The organism is Variimorphobacter sp. HTMS_6, from assembly GCF_059717775.1.
Window position 1 is genome coordinate 1,329,012 of sequence record NZ_AP046094.1, and the last position, 16,758, is coordinate 1,345,769.

At 35.0% G+C, this 16,758-nt stretch carries 16 protein-coding genes; 13 read left to right on the forward strand and 3 right to left on the reverse strand.

Annotated features, from left to right (window positions below; all coding sequences use genetic code 11):
* The first annotated feature begins 109 nt into the window (after positions 1-109).
* The 10 genes from AC6IWN_RS05955 (at position 110) to AC6IWN_RS06000 (ending at position 12,415) form a co-directional block, all read left to right on the forward strand.
* The gene (locus tag AC6IWN_RS05955) at positions 110-2,743 is read left to right on the forward strand and encodes an Ig-like domain-containing protein (RefSeq protein ID WP_497991453.1); all 2,634 of its coding nucleotides are present in this window, start codon (positions 110-112) and stop codon (positions 2,741-2,743) included.
* A 369-nt stretch (positions 2,744-3,112) separates the two neighbouring features.
* Entirely contained in the window at positions 3,113-4,660 is a 1,548-nt protein-coding gene (gene rny, locus AC6IWN_RS05960; protein ID WP_497992176.1) for a ribonuclease Y, read from the forward strand.
* Between the two features lie 288 nt (positions 4,661-4,948).
* Positions 4,949-6,181, forward strand: coding sequence for an amidase domain-containing protein (locus AC6IWN_RS05965; protein ID WP_497991454.1), 1,233 nt, complete (start codon positions 4,949-4,951; stop codon positions 6,179-6,181).
* Positions 6,182-6,192: 11 nt separating this feature from the next.
* Complete coding sequence (locus AC6IWN_RS05970) at positions 6,193-6,795, forward strand: DUF4829 domain-containing protein (RefSeq protein ID WP_497991455.1); 603 nt, start codon at positions 6,193-6,195, stop codon at positions 6,793-6,795.
* A 392-nt stretch (positions 6,796-7,187) separates the two neighbouring features.
* On the forward strand, positions 7,188-8,384 hold the full coding sequence (locus AC6IWN_RS05975; RefSeq protein WP_497991456.1) for a pyridoxal phosphate-dependent aminotransferase: 1,197 nt from the start codon (positions 7,188-7,190) through the stop codon (positions 8,382-8,384).
* Positions 8,385-8,690: 306 nt separating this feature from the next.
* A complete protein-coding gene (proC, locus tag AC6IWN_RS05980) occupies positions 8,691-9,497 on the forward strand; it encodes a pyrroline-5-carboxylate reductase (protein ID WP_497991457.1) in 807 nt (268 codons plus the stop codon).
* A gap of 195 nt (positions 9,498-9,692) precedes the next feature.
* Complete coding sequence (locus tag AC6IWN_RS05985) at positions 9,693-10,229, forward strand: NUDIX hydrolase (protein WP_497991458.1); 537 nt, start codon at positions 9,693-9,695, stop codon at positions 10,227-10,229.
* Between the two features lie 109 nt (positions 10,230-10,338).
* Complete coding sequence (locus AC6IWN_RS05990; RefSeq protein WP_497991459.1) at positions 10,339-10,953, forward strand: stage II sporulation protein M; 615 nt, start codon at positions 10,339-10,341, stop codon at positions 10,951-10,953.
* A 68-nt stretch (positions 10,954-11,021) separates the two neighbouring features.
* Entirely contained in the window at positions 11,022-11,897 is an 876-nt protein-coding gene (locus AC6IWN_RS05995) for a tyrosine recombinase (RefSeq protein WP_497991460.1), read from the forward strand.
* Positions 11,898-12,046: 149 nt separating this feature from the next.
* Positions 12,047-12,415, forward strand: coding sequence for a VOC family protein (locus tag AC6IWN_RS06000; protein ID WP_497991461.1), 369 nt, complete (start codon positions 12,047-12,049; stop codon positions 12,413-12,415).
* Between the two features lie 36 nt (positions 12,416-12,451).
* Here AC6IWN_RS06000 and AC6IWN_RS06005 read toward each other — a convergent pair whose 3' ends face one another.
* Positions 12,452-12,850, reverse strand: a complete 399-nt coding sequence (locus tag AC6IWN_RS06005; protein ID WP_497991462.1) for a GNAT family N-acetyltransferase — start codon at positions 12,848-12,850, stop codon at positions 12,452-12,454.
* Between the two features lie 12 nt (positions 12,851-12,862).
* Positions 12,863-13,318: a GNAT family N-acetyltransferase gene (locus tag AC6IWN_RS06010; RefSeq protein ID WP_497991463.1), complete on the reverse strand. Its 456-nt coding sequence runs from the start codon at positions 13,316-13,318 to the stop codon at positions 12,863-12,865.
* A 198-nt stretch (positions 13,319-13,516) separates the two neighbouring features.
* Between AC6IWN_RS06010 and AC6IWN_RS06015 the strand changes: the two genes are divergently transcribed.
* From AC6IWN_RS06015 to AC6IWN_RS06025, 3 genes are all read left to right on the forward strand, one after another.
* Positions 13,517-14,365: a LysR family transcriptional regulator gene (locus AC6IWN_RS06015; RefSeq protein ID WP_497991464.1), complete on the forward strand. Its 849-nt coding sequence runs from the start codon at positions 13,517-13,519 to the stop codon at positions 14,363-14,365.
* An 89-nt stretch (positions 14,366-14,454) separates the two neighbouring features.
* Positions 14,455-14,847, forward strand: coding sequence for a DUF1398 domain-containing protein (locus tag AC6IWN_RS06020; protein WP_497991465.1), 393 nt, complete (start codon positions 14,455-14,457; stop codon positions 14,845-14,847).
* Positions 14,848-14,916: 69 nt separating this feature from the next.
* Positions 14,917-15,411, forward strand: coding sequence for a GNAT family N-acetyltransferase (locus tag AC6IWN_RS06025; protein ID WP_497991466.1), 495 nt, complete (start codon positions 14,917-14,919; stop codon positions 15,409-15,411).
* 140 nt (positions 15,412-15,551) lie between these two features.
* On the opposite strand, the gene AC6IWN_RS06030 is transcribed toward AC6IWN_RS06025, so the two are convergent.
* Positions 15,552-16,598, reverse strand: a complete 1,047-nt coding sequence (locus tag AC6IWN_RS06030) for a 3-deoxy-7-phosphoheptulonate synthase (RefSeq protein WP_497991467.1) — start codon at positions 16,596-16,598, stop codon at positions 15,552-15,554.
* Between the last annotated feature and the right edge of the window lie 160 nt (positions 16,599-16,758).

Genomic DNA, 16,758 nt, shown 5'->3' on the forward strand with positions numbered 1-16,758 from the left:
AACTTTGCGATATTTCTTACTTCATAAAGTTGATCTTATGTTGATAAATATATGAGTATGATCTATAATAATAAATGGGAAAATATTACAGTATTCAAGGTGGTAAAATATGAGGTATCGATTATGTACTTTTTTTACTGTGTTGATTTCAGTATTAGTAATAATGAAAATTGACGAGACAAAAGTTTTGGCAGGAACAAACATTGGAATAGGAGCCCATATTGATGTTGATTCGAGTTTTAATGCATATTGCGAGGAAGGACTCATTGGATACTTTTATTGGGGGTTTGACGACGCAGTAATTACATGGGGTAGTAGTAATTCTAGTGTGGTTAAAATTCGTAATTATAATAACCAATACTGTAATGTTCAATGTATGAGTGCAGGAAGTGCTGTGATAAAAGCAACAGCAACTTATCAGGAATATGTGAATATAAATGGTTGGCTTAGCTTACAGACAGTAAAAAAGTATATGAATATTGTTGTACATGTATCTAAACCGCAATGCAAGCTCACTTGTCTGTCAAAGACCACATCATGCGTGACGCTTGGCTTTAATGCTGCAGAAAATGCTACTTCAGTTACATTGTGGCTATCCAAGGATGGTGCGAAGACTTGGAAAAAGGCTTCTATCTCTGCACTTAATCGGAACTCAACCAAGGCTGTTGTAAATGGATTGAAACCAAAAACAAAATATATATTTCGCTTAACCGTTGTAGGTGGGAAAAGAAGTGGATATTCGAATGCACTCACTGTTGTCACCCCTTCTTTTGTATCGGGGATTACTCTTAATAGAACAAAAATGACAGTTGTGCGAGGTAAAACGGCAATCTTATCAGCTATTGTTTTGCCCTCCGATGCCTATAATAAAAAAGTAATTTGGAAATCTACTAATACAAAACTTGCTACAGTAGTAAAAAATAATAATGGGACTGTCACGATTAAGGCTAATTCGAGTAGAACCGGGAAGGTTAATATTATTGGAACTACTAGTGAAGGGGGATATACTAAAACTTGTAATGTTCAAATTATAAATCCGACAGCACAAACCCCGGTGGCATCAATTTCAACCGGTAAAATTAAAATAGGGACTTCTGTCAAACTTACTGATAAAGAGAGCCATGCTACCATATATTATACCTTGGATGGAAAAACTCCGACGAATAAATCAGCAAAATATGTATCTCCGATTAAAATAACTCGCTCGCTTACACTAAAGGCAATTGCGGTTTGTAAGAACATGTATAATAGTAAAGTTCTTTCTGTAAATTATACATGTATAGTGGGGGTAAACAGCGTGAAATTTAGTCAAGCTGCTTATTCTGTGTGTGTTGGGAGAACCTATGCACCATCTTATATAATATTACCATACAATGCATATGATAAATCGGTCAAATTTACTTCGAGCAATACGTCAGTCTTTACCGTATCTGATAAAGGAAAAATAAAAGGGATAGGATTAGGAAGTGCCACTCTGACAGTAAAAACAGTGGATGGAGGATTTACGGGGGTTTGTAAAATAAATGTGACTGGGATTCCGATTTATTCGGCGAATGATTTTATGAAAATCGGTTCAATTTCGGCCTATTCATCCAGTTATCCATATAAACTGATGAATGACATTGATTTATCTACAGTAACGAATTTTAAGCAAATTAAAAATTTTAGCGGTGTATTTGATGGATGCGGTCATAAAATTATTGGACTAAATTTCACTAATGATACATTTAAAGAAGACTCATATGGTATATTCCGTGTATCGCTATTTGATTCAAATAGCGGAATAATAAGAAATTTAACTGTTGAAGGCAATATTAATTGTAGTTTTGATGATGAGATGGTCTATGCATCTGGGATTGTAATTGATAATTCTGGTGAGATAACTAATTGCATCAGTAACGTTAAGATAACTTGTTCGGCGTTATATCAGCAAAATGGTGGAAATATTGGAGGTATAGCAGCGTCAAATACGGGAAATATTCAATACTGTATTAATAACGGTAGTATTAACTGTTCGGTTGATAATCAAACTCGTAAATATCAACTTTTTGATTTGTTGGTTGGTGGAATTTGCGGTAAGGGTGGAACTATCAAATATTGTTGTAATACAGGTAATATTTCTAGAGATGATTCTGACAAAAACCGTCTTTGGGCAAGTGCATATCTTGGAGGAATTACAGGTGGCTCCGGTCATGTTACCAGTAGTTTTAATACTGGCAATATCACAAATAATGCCTTTGCAGATTGTGATTATTTATTCGAGCAGATACACTCATTAGCATATGCCTACTCAGGAGGTATCTCTGGAAGCGCTTGTACTGTTGAAAATTGTTTTAATACGGGTAATATTAAATCAACAGCACATAATATTCAGGCTGGCTATAGTAACGGGAAAATATACTATGAATCGAATGCCTGTTCAGGAGGTATTATTGGAGATGTATCGGATAGTGGCTCTGCATTATATTGTTATAATACGGGGAGCGTAACTGCGGATGCTTCAGGGGTGGAATGTGAATCAGTTGCAAATGCTATTGCCGCTTATGCGACAAATTCATATAGTTTAATTGGAATCAATGATGAGTATAATACTGCTATTATGGTTTCTATAGCCCAAATGAAACAAAAGAGTACTTTTGATGGATTTGATTTTACTAATATATGGAGAATAAATCCTGCTATTAATAACGGGTATCCTTATTTGATCAAAAACGGAGGAACACCGAATGGCAGTACGAAATAAATTAACATCGATGATATATTGATTTATATTATATTGTAAAGATTGAAATACTTTTAGGGTAAAACAGTATAAACACTAATTTTTTGTGAATAATTAAACATATTCCACGTGTTACACTATCGATTTTGACTATATAGTGGTTGATAACAATGGATAAACTATATATTGGTACTATATTTTGTCAGATTAGTTAATTTGGTGGCACGAATACTTGACATATTAGTAAAAACAGTATAAAATTTATATGTTGTATTAAATCAAAATACATGAATTCTAAGAAAGTGGTACAAGTTTTCAATCATTTTATGAAAATTCATTTTGTAATGTACAATGAAAACTAAATAAGGAGGTGCTCCTGTGCTAGAAGAGGTGTTAAAAATCGTTATCGCGGTTGTAATTACCTTTGTGGTTGTAGCAGCTCTTACTTGGAAGTTTGCCATAGCATATCGTATTAAAGTTTATGAAGCAAAGATAGGCAGCGCAGATGAAAAGGCAAGAGAAATCATAGATGAAGCTTTAAAAACAGCTGAAACTAAGAAGCGTGAAGCCTTGCTCGAAGCGAAAGAAGATGCATTAAAAAATAAGAACGAATTCGAGCGGGAAACAAAGGAACGCAGAGCAGAGTTACAACGTTATGAAAAACGTGTTCTAACTAAAGAAGAAACTTTAGATAGAAAAACCGAAGCACTGGAAAAGAAAGAATCCAGACTCTCTGTAAGGGAATCAGAACTTGATAAGATCAAGTTGGAAGTGGAAGAGTTCCACGCAAGACAATTACAGGAGTTGGAAAAAATCTCAGGATTAACCTCCGAACAAGCTAAGGAATATCTGATTAAGACTGTTGAAGAAGAAGTAAAACATGAAACCGCTCTGCTTATTAAGGATTTGGAAAGCAAAGCAAAAGAGGAAGCGGATAAGAAAGCAAAGGATTATGTGGTTACAGCAATTCAAAGATGTGCTGCAGATCATGTTGCTGAAACAACGATTTCTGTTGTTCAACTTCCCAATGATGAGATGAAGGGTAGAATCATTGGTAGAGAGGGACGTAATATCAGAACTTTGGAAACTATGACAGGTGTTGATTTGATTATCGATGATACACCGGAAGCTGTTATTTTATCAGCCTTCGATCCAATCAGACGTGAGATTGCAAGAATTGCACTTGAAAAACTGATTGTTGATGGTAGAATACATCCAGCTCGCATTGAAGAGATGGTGGAAAAGGCTCAAAAAGAAGTTGAAGTTATGATTAGGGAGTCGGGAGAGGCTGCAACCTTAGAGGTTGGTGTTCACGGAATTCATCCGGAGCTTGTCAAGCTTCTCGGCAAGATGAAATTTAGGACAAGTTATGGTCAGAATGCATTAAAGCATTCAATTGAGGTAGCTATTTTATCCGGTCTCTTAGCCGGAGAAATTGGTGTTGATGTTAGACTTGCAAAGCGTGCTGGTTTATTACATGATATTGGTAAATCCATAGATCATGAAGTGGAAGGTACGCATGTACAAATCGGTGTTGACCTCTGTAGAAAATACAAAGAATCACCGATAGTCATTAATTCAGTAGAAGCTCATCATGGTGATACTGAATTCCAATCATTAATTGCATGTATCGTTCAGGCAGCTGATACTATTTCAGCAGCTAGACCGGGCGCAAGACGTGAAACTTTGGAGACATATACCAACAGATTAAAGCAACTCGAAGATATTACTAATAGCTTTAAGGGGGTAGACAAATCATTTGCTATTCAGGCAGGTAGAGAAGTAAGAGTTATGGTTGTACCAGAACAAATTACTGACGCCGAGATGATATTATTGGCACGTGATTTATCTAAAAAGATTGAGAGTGAACTTGAATATCCAGGACAGATTAAAGTAAACGTAATTAGAGAATCAAGAGTAACTGATTACGCGAAATAAGTGAAACAAATAAGTAGCTAGAATTGAAATGTATTTTTGATTCTAGCTATTTTTTTGTGCGTTAGGAGCATAGTTTTAGATGAGACAAGTCTGACAATGGTAAATATTATTATTTTAAAAATGATGAATAGTTAAATAGTTTATTTAAGATAATTAATAGTTCAGCGAAGTGTGATTTACAGATATATACTAATGTGGTATTATATTACAAGGGTTTATGCGGTATTTATAAAAGAGTATTTATAAAATTATTTCTGCTAAACTTAATAAATTATTGGGGAGAATAATATGAACGTAAGAAAAATGAAGTATGGAGTTTTGGTCGTTATATTATGCACATTGTTTTTGTCTACTACTGTTAGTTATGCAGAGGGAATTCCTTCAATAAGCGTAGAATCTGATAGTAAACAAGATGTAACGGCCTTAATTGAGAAATTTTTTAAGAGTTATGAGAATGCATTTGATAAAGAAAATACAAGTTTTACCGAGTTGAATAGTGTTTATACTTCGGATGTTAACAATATTAATAAAGCACTTATCAAAACTGTTTTAAATAGGCGCATAGTATTGGCTCAAGAATATCCAGGAATCAAGCTTAAAGAAATGAATAAAAAGTTGAGCTTTGATTATGAAACATTTGAAATAAACAACAATGAAGTAACGGTAAATGTTTATGTAACAAAAAAATTTAATTATAATTTTTCGTTAGATATACAATCAGGTGAAAGGAACAAATATACGATTACTTTATTTAAAAATAAAATATGGCAAATCGTTAATATTTCTGGATTTGTTGATGATTCAGTGAAGGAAGATTTTGAAGGGAAGGCTATTGATCCAGAAAGTATTGTGAGTCTAAATCATTATAACAAAAATTTAAAAAAGGATGTAAACAAATTTTATAGTGATTTTAACAAAGAAATATTAAATGTTGTTTCTGAAAAAAGTAATGAATCTGAAGATAAACAAATGGTTAATAATTCGGTAGTTGCGGCAGCATCTACTACATACAATAGATCAGGTGCCGCTGATTATGCAATGGATCATGCATATAATTACAATACGAACTATCATAATTATGACGGCAATACGGGTGATGGTGATGGTGACTGTACTAACTTCATATCCCAATGTCTATATGAAGGAGGCGGTTTGAAGCAGAAGGTTGGTGAAATATACAGCGATACTTGTTGGTTTTACAAATCTAGTGGAAATAGGTCATCATCTTGGACAGGTGCAAAACAATTTAATACTTATATTAAATCTTCGGTCTCTAATATAAATTATAAATCATCATCGTTTAGTGCTGTAGATTATGGAGATATAATACAATTAATTGAAGTTGGCTCAACTACTGCACATCATTCTTTGATTGTTACCGGTATAGTGTACAATGGTACAGGATCGACTAGAAGTGATTTGCTGATTTGTTGCCATAGCAGAGATAGACTAAATTATTCATTAGTAAATACATTTGGAACTGAAAAAAGGGAATACTTCCATATCGTTGGTAATAAATAGAAGGGGGATTTATGAAGAGAAGAATAGTTATTGTAATGATGTGCATAATATCGAGCATTGTTCTATTTTGTGGATGTGCAAAAAATAAAAATGTCGATTTGAATGGAGATGTAACAAATAAACCTTCAAGTGTATTAACGAACTCACTGTCACCGACTACAACCATAGCCCCGTCTACAACTGTATTCCCTACTACAACGATTATACCGACGATTAGTCCAGAAAAGATTGCAAAAGCACAAGAAGCTGAAAAGCAAAAATCAGAGGCGATACAAGTAATCAAGAATTATTTTGTGGCACTTAAAGAACACGATAAAAGAGATCCTTTTAAATATTTGGCTGATCGTTTAAAGCATGGAAATTTCTCTAATATAAAAGATGCTGAACTTATTTCAATCAGTGACAAGGATGGTAGACAAATTAGCTATACTTATAAGGTTGGAGCAGGTGCTGATACTAGACCATATAAGGTGATTAGCTTAGAGCTAACCTATAAGATTCTGTATAGGAATGATAAGAAGGGAAGTGGACCCGGTGGGGAATATACGAAGTGGTTTACTTTGGTGAAAGAGAAGGAAACATCTCCTTGGCTGATTGCAGATATAGGGTATTAAATTCAACTAAATATGGCTGGAACCAGTGATTAACTCATATAGGTTTCAGCCGTTTTAAGTTGTGAGAATAGGTATGAATTATAAGATAATCAGGTAATCCAAATCAGAATAACATAAAATATGAGTAATCTCGGTATTTGTGCAGAGAGAAGACGTGAATATTTTACAACTTATAATTACTAAACATGAACAATATAAATCCGTGTAGAACGGACATGTGATTGCGCTACAAATATATTTATTTTATAATTTTTTCATATTTCTGTTGCATAATCGAAAGTTATATATTACAATGGTTAAGATTTAAGTTGTATACAATAATACACATATTCAATTTGACAATATAATAATGTATCAACTTTAAAAATGAAAGGTTAAGGATGGTATAATTTATGGCATTAACGTTATCAAAAAAAGCGCAAGCAGTAAAGCCTTCTTCTACTTTGGCGATTACGGCAAAAGCAAAAGAATTAATGAGCAAGGGCATTGATGTCGTTGGTTTCGGTGCAGGTGAACCTGATTTCAATACCCCGGATAACATTTGTGATGCAGCGATTAAGGCAATTCATGATGGTTTTACTAAGTACACACCGGCGGAAGGCACATTAGAACTTCGAAAGGCAGTATGTGAAAAGTTTCTCAACTTTAACAAAGTAAAATACGAGCCAAACCAGATTGTGGTAAGCAATGGGGGAAAACACTCCTTAACTAACATTTTTGAGGCAATATTAAATCCGGGAGATGAAGTAATCATTCTTGCTCCATACTGGCTCAGCTACCCTGAGATCGTTAAACTTGCAGATGGTGTACCGGTATTCGTAAAAGGAGAGAAATCAAACGACTATAAGGTAACGGCAGCACAGATAGAAGCGGTTTGTACCGATAAAACAAAGGCTTTAATTTTGAATTCTCCTAGCAATCCATCCGGTATGATTTATACTAGAGAAGAACTTGAAGCAATCGCAGAAGTAGCAGTAAAAAAAGATTTCTATGTGGTTTCTGACGAGATGTATGAGCACTTAATCTATGAAGGGGAAGCAGTCAGTATTGCCTCCTTGAACGAAGAGATTTATAAGAGAACAATAACCTGTAGCGGTGTTGCAAAAAGCTACTCTATGACAGGTTGGAGAATCGGTTTTACTGGATCACCGGCACCGATTGCAAAATTAATGGGAAGCTTACAGAGCCATCAGACCTCCAATCCGAACTCGATAGCGCAAAAAGCTGCGATGGAAGCATTGATTGGTCCTCAGGATTCGGTGCATAAGATGCATGCAGAATTTAAGAAAAGACGTGATTACATGTATGAAAGAGTATCCGGTATGAAGCTTGTATCAAGCCTAAAGCCTCAAGGTGCGTTCTACATGTTTATCGATATCAGAGAGGTTTTAACTAAAGATTATAATGGTGAGAAGGTATCAGATGTGAATAAGCTTGCTAAAATTCTCATTGAAGATTATAATGTAGCGGTTATTCCTTGTGAGGATTTTGGTTGTGCAGACCATATCCGTCTTTCTTATGCAATATCATCAGAGCAGATTAAGAAAGGCCTTGACAGAATTGAAGATTTCCTTGCCAAATTGGTATAAATATAGGTAAGTCAACCGCTTGCCACAATAAATGGGTAGTGCATTCCGTATTGGAAAGCGCTACCCATTTATTGATATGAAACATTGGTTGTTGTGTCAAAAGCCCTGATTCTTAATCATTAATCATACCGATAATCTGGGTTCTTTTGTATAATAGGATATAAAAAACACTTATTTGGCTACATAAATAAATTATGGTTACCAGATTTTAGATTTTACTATGGATTTTTGACAGGAATATGATAAAATAACATAAAGATGACGTTTTACTTTGTATGTATTATATGGTTAGAAAGAAGGAAAATTATGGCATTATTTGGATTTATCGGAGCCGGTAATATGGGCTACCCTTTATTAAAAGTAGCAATCACCACCTTTGGTAACACAGAAGTAGTATATACGGATGCATCGAAGGACAGATGTCAGTTCGTAGTTCAGGATACCAAGGTTCCATACAGTGAGGACAATATTACTGTGGTTTGTCAGTGCAAATATCTTGTATTAGCAGTTAAACCACAATTCTTTCCTCAGGTCTTGCAACAGATAAAAGATAAGGTAACAAAGGATCACATAGTTATTTCTATTGCAGCAGGGATTACGATAGAGACATTGAAGGAAGCACTAGGAGAGGAGACTCGAGTAGTAAGAGCGATGCCGAATACGCCTGCAATGGTTTTGAAGGGAATGACCGGAATCTGCTATTCGAAGGACGAGTTTCTTGAAGATGAGATTACAACGATTGATCAGTTCTTTCGTTCGTTTGGTAAATATGAAGTATTTGATGAAAGCTTGATGAATGCTGTGGTTTGTGCGAATGGAAGCTCACCGGCATATGTATATATGTTTATCGAAGCATTGGCTGATAGCGTGGTGAGCTATGGAATTCCAAGGGACAAGGCATATACCTTAGCAGCCCAAACAGTTATGGGAGCAGCGGCTATGGTATTAGAGACAGGAGAACATCCTGGAAGACTTAAGGATAATGTATGTTCACCGGGTGGGACAACCATCGCGGCTGTAAAAGCCTTGGAGGAGCATGGGCTACGCAATGCCATCATGAAAGCATCGGATGCCTGCTATGAGAAAGCGGTTGAGTTAAGTAAGAAGAAGTAAGAAAGAAGAAAGTTATGTAAAGGTTGTCCTGGGAATAAAGAATGAAAAGAAAATATTTCAAAATTAAACGAAACAAATGAACAGGACACTTTTACAAAATATAAAAATAACAATGAAATGTATAATAACAAAATGAAAGTAACGATTTAGACTTAAAATAGATTATATAAACAAACATCAGATTAGGAGTAAATTATGGTACCACATAAAAGATTAAATAGAGAATTAGTCCATCAAGGTCGCATCATCAGCTTATATCGTGATACGATTGAAGTAAATAATGATAAGATTACTCATTTTGATTATATCCACCATAACGGTGCGGCTGCTATGATTCCGGTAGATGAGGATGGCAAAATCTACATGGTGCGTCAATACCGAAATGCAGTGGATCAGTATACCTTGGAGATACCTGCAGGAGGCTTAAATACCGGTGAGGATCCACGAGAATGTGCAATTCGTGAGTGTGAGGAGGAAACCGGACATAAGGCAGGGGAAGTTTATCACCTTCTTGATTTATATACCACAGTGGCTTTCTGCAATGAGAAAATTGGGATCTATTATACAACCGGAATTACTCCATCCAGTCAGAATCTTGATGAAGATGAATTTGTAACGGTTGAAAAATATTCACTCGATGAGTTAACAAAGATGGTTTTAGAGGGTCAGATCGTTGATGCAAAAACAATTGCCGGATTAATGGCTTATAAGGCAAAGATAGAATCGAAATAATCCGTATGTCAACTTCATAACACGATCACTTTTCTTAAAAATAGCTTGTTCTATTTCTCTGTTCCTATCATATCTATTTTATATAAGAAAATGATAGGCAGGTGAAGCGATGAAACCTTTAAAAGTACAATTCCATAAATTAAGCGTATTCCAGATAACAATATTTCTTGTTATCATTGGAGTGTTTTTTGGAGTGTTATGTGCAAACATTTTTCGGACAAATTATTCGGCTCAAATGCAAACATATGAATCCAATCTGTTTGGTAAGATCGTAGATGGAAAAATTGATTATATGGGGTTGTTTCAATATGTATTGGGCAAGAATTTTAATGATTTTATCATATTCTGGTTACTGAGCTTGACGATTCTCGGCATACCATATATGGCACTGAAAGTGACTTCCTTTGGGTTTTTTACAGGATTTTTTATCTCAGCCGTTACAATGCAATATGGAATAAAGGGACTTATCCTTGTAGCGGTTTATGTATTTCCACAAGGGTTGCTATATCTACCGATTGCATTGATCAGTCTATATAAAGGATTTGCAATATGTAGGACGATTTACAGTGAAAACCGCAATAATTTTGGCGGTATATTAAAATTGGTGAAATCCAACTTGTTTCTTATATTTTTACTAGCGCTTGCTCTGGTAGCTGCAAGTTTTCTCGAAGCGTATCCAGGTGCATATCTATTACAAAGAGTACTAGCAACATTTATATCATAAGCTTAATCATTTTCACAATACGGTACAATACTTCAAAACTGATTTTTATGAAAACCAGGGAGGTAGGAATGGAACAGTATATCAATGATTTTATTATGTATTTGAAAGAAATAAGACATGCTTCAAAAAACACATTGCAGGCTTATCAGAATGATCTGAGAAAATTGCAAATCTACTTTAATAAACAGAATATCGATTCTATAACGAAGATAAGTGAGACATGTTTAAATTCCTATGTACTTACGCTTGAGAAGGAAGGGCTGTCGCCCGCATCCGTATCCAGAAATATCGCTGCTATGAAAGCGTTTATTCTATATCTGATGAAAAATGGGTTGATTCAAGGAGATCCCTCGGAACGAATCAAGCCACCTAAGGTGCAAAAGAAAGCGCCTCAGGTATTAGAAGCCTCAATGATGGACAAGTTGCTCGGGCAGCCCGACTTAAAAACAAAGAAGGGGATTCGTGACCGCGCAATATTAGAACTCCTCTATGCTACCGGAATTAAGGTAACCGAGCTGATATCGATGAAGGTCACCGATATTAATTTATCTGCCAAATACATAACATGCGGGGAACGCAGAGAGCGTAATATTCCTTTTGGAAAGTCCGCAAAGCATGCACTCCAGGAATACCTGAAAGTACGACCGGAGGAATTTGATAAAAATAACAGTGATATATTGTTTTTGAATACCTCAGGAGAGCAATTGAGCAGACAGGGCTTGTGGAAAATCTTAAAAACCTATGCGAAGGCAGCCGGAATGGATACAATTAATCCAAACACCATCAGGCACTCCTTTGCAGCTCATTTAATCGATAATGGTGCTGATCTTGGAAGTGTGCAGGAATTCCTGGGTCATTCTGATATAACAACTACTCAGCTCTACCTGCCTCAGAGTTATAAAAACAGCAGAGAAGTATATATGAATACGCATCCCAGAGCTTAGTAAGGTGGGGAGAAGAGAAGACTACAATATGTGTTTGGGGAAATGAGACGGTACTGATTTAATATACCAAAGCGCATTTATAGGTTGTTACTTGGCAGATATTATAGAGAATATTGCATCAATTACTTTAACACATTAAGAGGTAGCATATGGATGGAAACATCACATTCCAACTAAAATCACTTTATATATCAGTAAATGATATGAGTAGAGCAATTATTTTTTATGAAGACCTTTTAGGGCAAAAGGTAAATGTGAAAGATAAAATATATAGTGTTTTTAATATTAATGGTTTTCGTTTAGGTTTGTTTGCGTATAAAAAAGTAAACGAATATAAGAGCTGGGGGAATAATTGTATTCCCAGCCTAGAAGTAAATGATATGAAGCAAATGTTGAAAAAGATAGAGGAATTACATTGTAAAATTGTTTTCCCTCTTACGATAATTGGACAAAATCAAGTACTTGAAATTATGGATAGTGAAGGTAATGTTCTAGAGGTGACGAGCCCATTGAATTGATTTTGCATCAACCTTTTCGCAGCGGAAACAACCTTCCTACTTTGTCATAATCATAAGAGGTGTAGAGGTGCCTACTTCAAAACCGAGTTTAGTATAAAAGCTGACTTTATCTTTTTCTTCTGCCAATATCAATAGATAAAGGTATCCTTCATAATGTTTCTTTATGCGACGAATCAGTTCCTTTCCGATACCTAGCTTCTGATAAGAAGGGGTTACAAGAAGGTAGTGGACATAAGCAGTCATGGCACTGTCATCAAGTGCATTGACGAGTCCGATTAGCTTATCTCCATCCCAGGCAGAGAGTACAGTGGAGGAATGATTTATCGCTTGTTCCAGACGCTCCGGGTAGTTAGCTGACAACCAATTTACAGAATGGAATAAGTCCTTTAATTCAGTAGAATAAAAATTCTTTGATGTTTTATAGATGATATTCATGTGAAATCCTTTCTACTTGATAATCAATTCCATACACAGTGATTCTTTCATTTTATCATAAGGTGGATAGTTCGGTATCACTTCAAATCCTATATTCTTATATAGTGAGATGGCAGATACGAGAGAGGATCCTGTCTCGAGTACTAACCTCTTGATTCCATTATCTTTATTAATGTTAATTAGCTCCTGGAGAATTGATCTCCCATAACCTTTGCCTCGATATGCTTTCTTCACAAACATTCGTTTAATTTCAGCGGTACATTCATCATGTAATCGGTAGGCTCCGCATCCAATCGCAATATCTTCATCATATAATATCACAACCATGTCCATTGTATTAGACTGGTTATAGGGCACATATTTTTTTCTGTTTTCAAATCCACCACTTGCCTCATCGAGTGCATGATCCAGTTCATTGCATAATATTAAGAAATCAGGATGAGTTCTATTTGTTCGTATTATATTCATTGTTAATCTCCTTTTCCTATCATATGTATTCCAATTGACTAAAGTATAATCCCATCATATAATATTTGTAAAATGAATTATTCGAATAATATCAATTCAAAAGTTGAATTGGTGAGAGTATGAGTAAACTAGATATTTCACACAAAAATATGTGTTGATATCTATTTTATTAGATAGTGGCAGCATGGAGGGTTAATAATGGATATACAAAATCTTAAAACATTTATAAAACTAACTCAACGAAAAAACTTTACACAAACTGCGGAAGAGTTATTTGTTGCACAATCGACAGTTACAAACCGCGTAGCGGAGTTGGAGCGTGAATTAGGGAAGAAGCTCTTCGATAGGGAACGCAGGCAAATAGAATTAACAGAGGAAGGGAAGCTGTTTTTAACATATGCGACACGAATAGTGGAGCTTGAGGAGTTGGCGTTTCAAAAACTAAATACCTTAACTAAATATAAGAAGACGATAAGAATTGGCACGACGAATACCATATATGAGACATCCTTATCAAAGGAACTTCATAAGTTTCGTTCTAAAAACAAGGATACATCGTTGAAACTAATATTGGGACATTCCACTGAATTATTACAACAATTACAAGATGGAGTGATCGATATAGCGTATACTTTTATACCATTGCATAAAATCGGATATCAATGCGAAATATATCACGAGGACAAGTTGGTCTTAGTAACGGATTATAATAACACAACCTATAAAGATGGTATCGCAAAATCTGAATTGGTGCAGATCGATTATTTAATGTGTAATTTTATGCTACAAGGAATTGGTGAGTTTATTCGTGAATTATTCCCGCCCTATTATCAATTTTCGTTTGAGATTGATAATAGTATCAAACTAATTCCATACTTATTTGATGGATATGGATATAGCTTTTTACCAAAGAAGCTTGCTGAAGAATATATTGAGCAGAAGAAGTTGAGGGAAATACCATTGATTGATTTTGAATCGCCACAAATAATAAGCTATCGTATTGTAGGAGTTAAAGAAAAATTACAAGGGAACAAAGTAATACTATGATTTACATCAATCATTATATAGAAACCAATTATATTATGTTTTCCTGCAAAACAAGGCCTGCAGGTTATTAGGAAAGAGAGTTAAATAGGATGGAATTTACTTTAGAGACAATTAAAGCAGCACATGCAAAATATACGGGTGTAGATTTTCCGAAGCTGGTACAAGAGTTTAAATTAATGGGCATGGAGAGGAATGAATATATAGTAGAAGATGGAAGAAGTGTTTATGTGGATAAGAGTGGAAAGGTACTTGAGATAGAAGGTAATCGGCCAATTATTACAATCAACAGTATTAGTGACAGAGCGGAAGTTAAGAAAATCATCAAAGAGCATCAAGTTGGTAAAACGGATTTTGTAACCTTTTGCAATCAAGTTGCAGAGGCCGGGGTGTGTAAATGGATCACCCGGATGGAGGAGATGACTTGCAACTATTATGACATTAATGATAATCTCTTGGTATCAGAAGAGGTACCGGGGAAATGAAATGAGACATTATCTGCAGATGATTCACGATAGTTTATATGGTACATCGTTTTATAATAGGGGGATATAGTGATTTTTGAATTAAATGATTTTTATATTGATTTGGTCAAGAACAAGGACTTAAATGAAATTACTGAAGTTTATAACTCTAATAAACATTTTTTAGTGGCTCATATGGATAAGGAAAATGTAACAAATCAATGGATAATGGAAGAACTTGAATCAATGATAGAGGTTGGTTTTTATTCCTGTAAAATAGTTGAGAGAGCTTCAGAAAAGATAATTGGAACAATTGACTTTAAGGTGGATAAAGAAACCTATTTATCTTTATTGATGATACATAATGATTTTAAAGATAAAGGTTATGGCAAACAAATTTATCAAGCATTTGAAGAATATGTAAAATCATTAAAATCTAAATGCATTAGAATAGATGTAGTTACTAATTACGATAGTTCGGTACTACGTTTTTGGAATAGAATTGGATTTACTAAATTTGAAGATGTAGAACTGGATTGGACTGGGAAAAAGTTGCCTGCAGTTATTATGAAAAAGAATCTTTAATATAATTCACAGTATTGAAAATTATCAAAATGAAGGAGGGAAATCAAGTCCCTCCTTCAAATGTATATAAATATGAATTAATAAAATATATTCTGAATATAAGACAAACAAAATATTAAAGTAAAAATATAATTTTAAGATTAGATACTGTCAGCTATAGTATAAATTAATTTTTCGGAATCAGCCCAACCTAAGCAAGGATCAGTAATGGATTTACCGTATATATGCTCAGATACTTTTTGGCTGCCACCTTCGATGTAGCTTTCAATCATCACACCTTTCACCATACCTGCGATATCCTTGGATAATCTTCGGCTGTGGAGAACTTCTTTAACAATACGAATCTGTTCTTTGTATTGCTTGCTGGAGTTAGAGTGATTCGCGTCAACGATGATTGCGGGATTTACCAAATCACGCTCATTATACATAGAAGCAAGTAAAGTCAAATCTTCATAATGATAGTTTGGAATGCATTGACCATGCTTGTTCACCGCACCTCTTAATATGGTATGAGCTAACGGGTTGCCGGAAGTTTCTACTTCCCACTTACGATATAGGAAAGTGTGATTTGCCTGTGCAGCTACTACGGAGTTTAACATAACGGAAAAATCACCACTGGTTGGGTTCTTCATACCTGCCGGAACATCCATACCACTGATAGTAAGGCGATGTTGTTGATCTTCAACAGATCTGGCACCTACTGCTACATAAGATAGGATATCTTCTACGTATGGCCAGTTTTCCGGATATAACATCTCATCAGCAGAGGTTAAACCGCTTTCAGCAATTGCACGAAGATGCATTTTTCTCATTGCAATAAGACCCTCTTGAAGATCCGGTTCTTTCTCGGGATCAGGCTGATGCACCATACCCTTATATCCTTCGCCCGTAGTACGTGGCTTATTGGTATAAATTCTAGGGATTATGATTAATTTATCCTCAACCTTATCCTGCACTTTAGCGAGTCGGGAAATATAATCACAAACAGCATCTTCATTGTCGGCGGAACAAGGCCCGATAATAACCAAAAATTTATCAGATGAACCTGTGATAACATCCTTAATCTGTTTATCTCTATCCTTCTTACGAAGAACATCCTTAGCCGGTAACGGATAGGCTTTTACGAGTTCTTCCGGGGTTATAACTTCTTTTAAAAACTTGAAACTCATTTTATCAATCTCCCTCAATTCAATTTCATTTATTTTATCCTTTTTTTATAGTATAGTCAATGAAATTAAATTTAAAATATTTAATATTATGCCAAAAATCTGCATAATAATACGAAAGTAGGATAATTTAAAGTTTTTGATATCCAATTTGTGTAAAATGGTATATTGTAGTAGACAA

Excerpts from the sequence above, each read along its gene's own strand:
- AC6IWN_RS05955 (WP_497991453.1), top strand. The coding sequence starts at position 110 with ATGAGGTATCGATTATGTACTTTTTTTACTGTGTTGATTTCAGTATTA.
- AC6IWN_RS05965 (WP_497991454.1), top strand. The coding sequence starts at position 4,949 with ATGAACGTAAGAAAAATGAAGTATGGAGTTTTGGTCGTTATATTATGC.
- AC6IWN_RS05970 (WP_497991455.1), top strand. The coding sequence starts at position 6,193 with ATGAAGAGAAGAATAGTTATTGTAATGATGTGCATAATATCGAGCATT.
- AC6IWN_RS05975 (WP_497991456.1), top strand. The coding sequence starts at position 7,188 with ATGGCATTAACGTTATCAAAAAAAGCGCAAGCAGTAAAGCCTTCTTCT.
- proC (WP_497991457.1), top strand. The coding sequence starts at position 8,691 with ATGGCATTATTTGGATTTATCGGAGCCGGTAATATGGGCTACCCTTTA.
- AC6IWN_RS05985 (WP_497991458.1), top strand. The coding sequence starts at position 9,693 with ATGGTACCACATAAAAGATTAAATAGAGAATTAGTCCATCAAGGTCGC.
- AC6IWN_RS05990 (WP_497991459.1), top strand. The coding sequence starts at position 10,339 with ATGAAACCTTTAAAAGTACAATTCCATAAATTAAGCGTATTCCAGATA.
- AC6IWN_RS05995 (WP_497991460.1), top strand. The coding sequence starts at position 11,022 with ATGGAACAGTATATCAATGATTTTATTATGTATTTGAAAGAAATAAGA.
- AC6IWN_RS06000 (WP_497991461.1), top strand. The coding sequence starts at position 12,047 with ATGGATGGAAACATCACATTCCAACTAAAATCACTTTATATATCAGTA.
- AC6IWN_RS06005 (WP_497991462.1), bottom strand. The coding sequence starts at position 12,850 with ATGAATATCATCTATAAAACATCAAAGAATTTTTATTCTACTGAATTA.
- AC6IWN_RS06010 (WP_497991463.1), bottom strand. The coding sequence starts at position 13,318 with ATGAATATAATACGAACAAATAGAACTCATCCTGATTTCTTAATATTA.
- AC6IWN_RS06015 (WP_497991464.1), top strand. The coding sequence starts at position 13,517 with ATGGATATACAAAATCTTAAAACATTTATAAAACTAACTCAACGAAAA.
- AC6IWN_RS06020 (WP_497991465.1), top strand. The coding sequence starts at position 14,455 with ATGGAATTTACTTTAGAGACAATTAAAGCAGCACATGCAAAATATACG.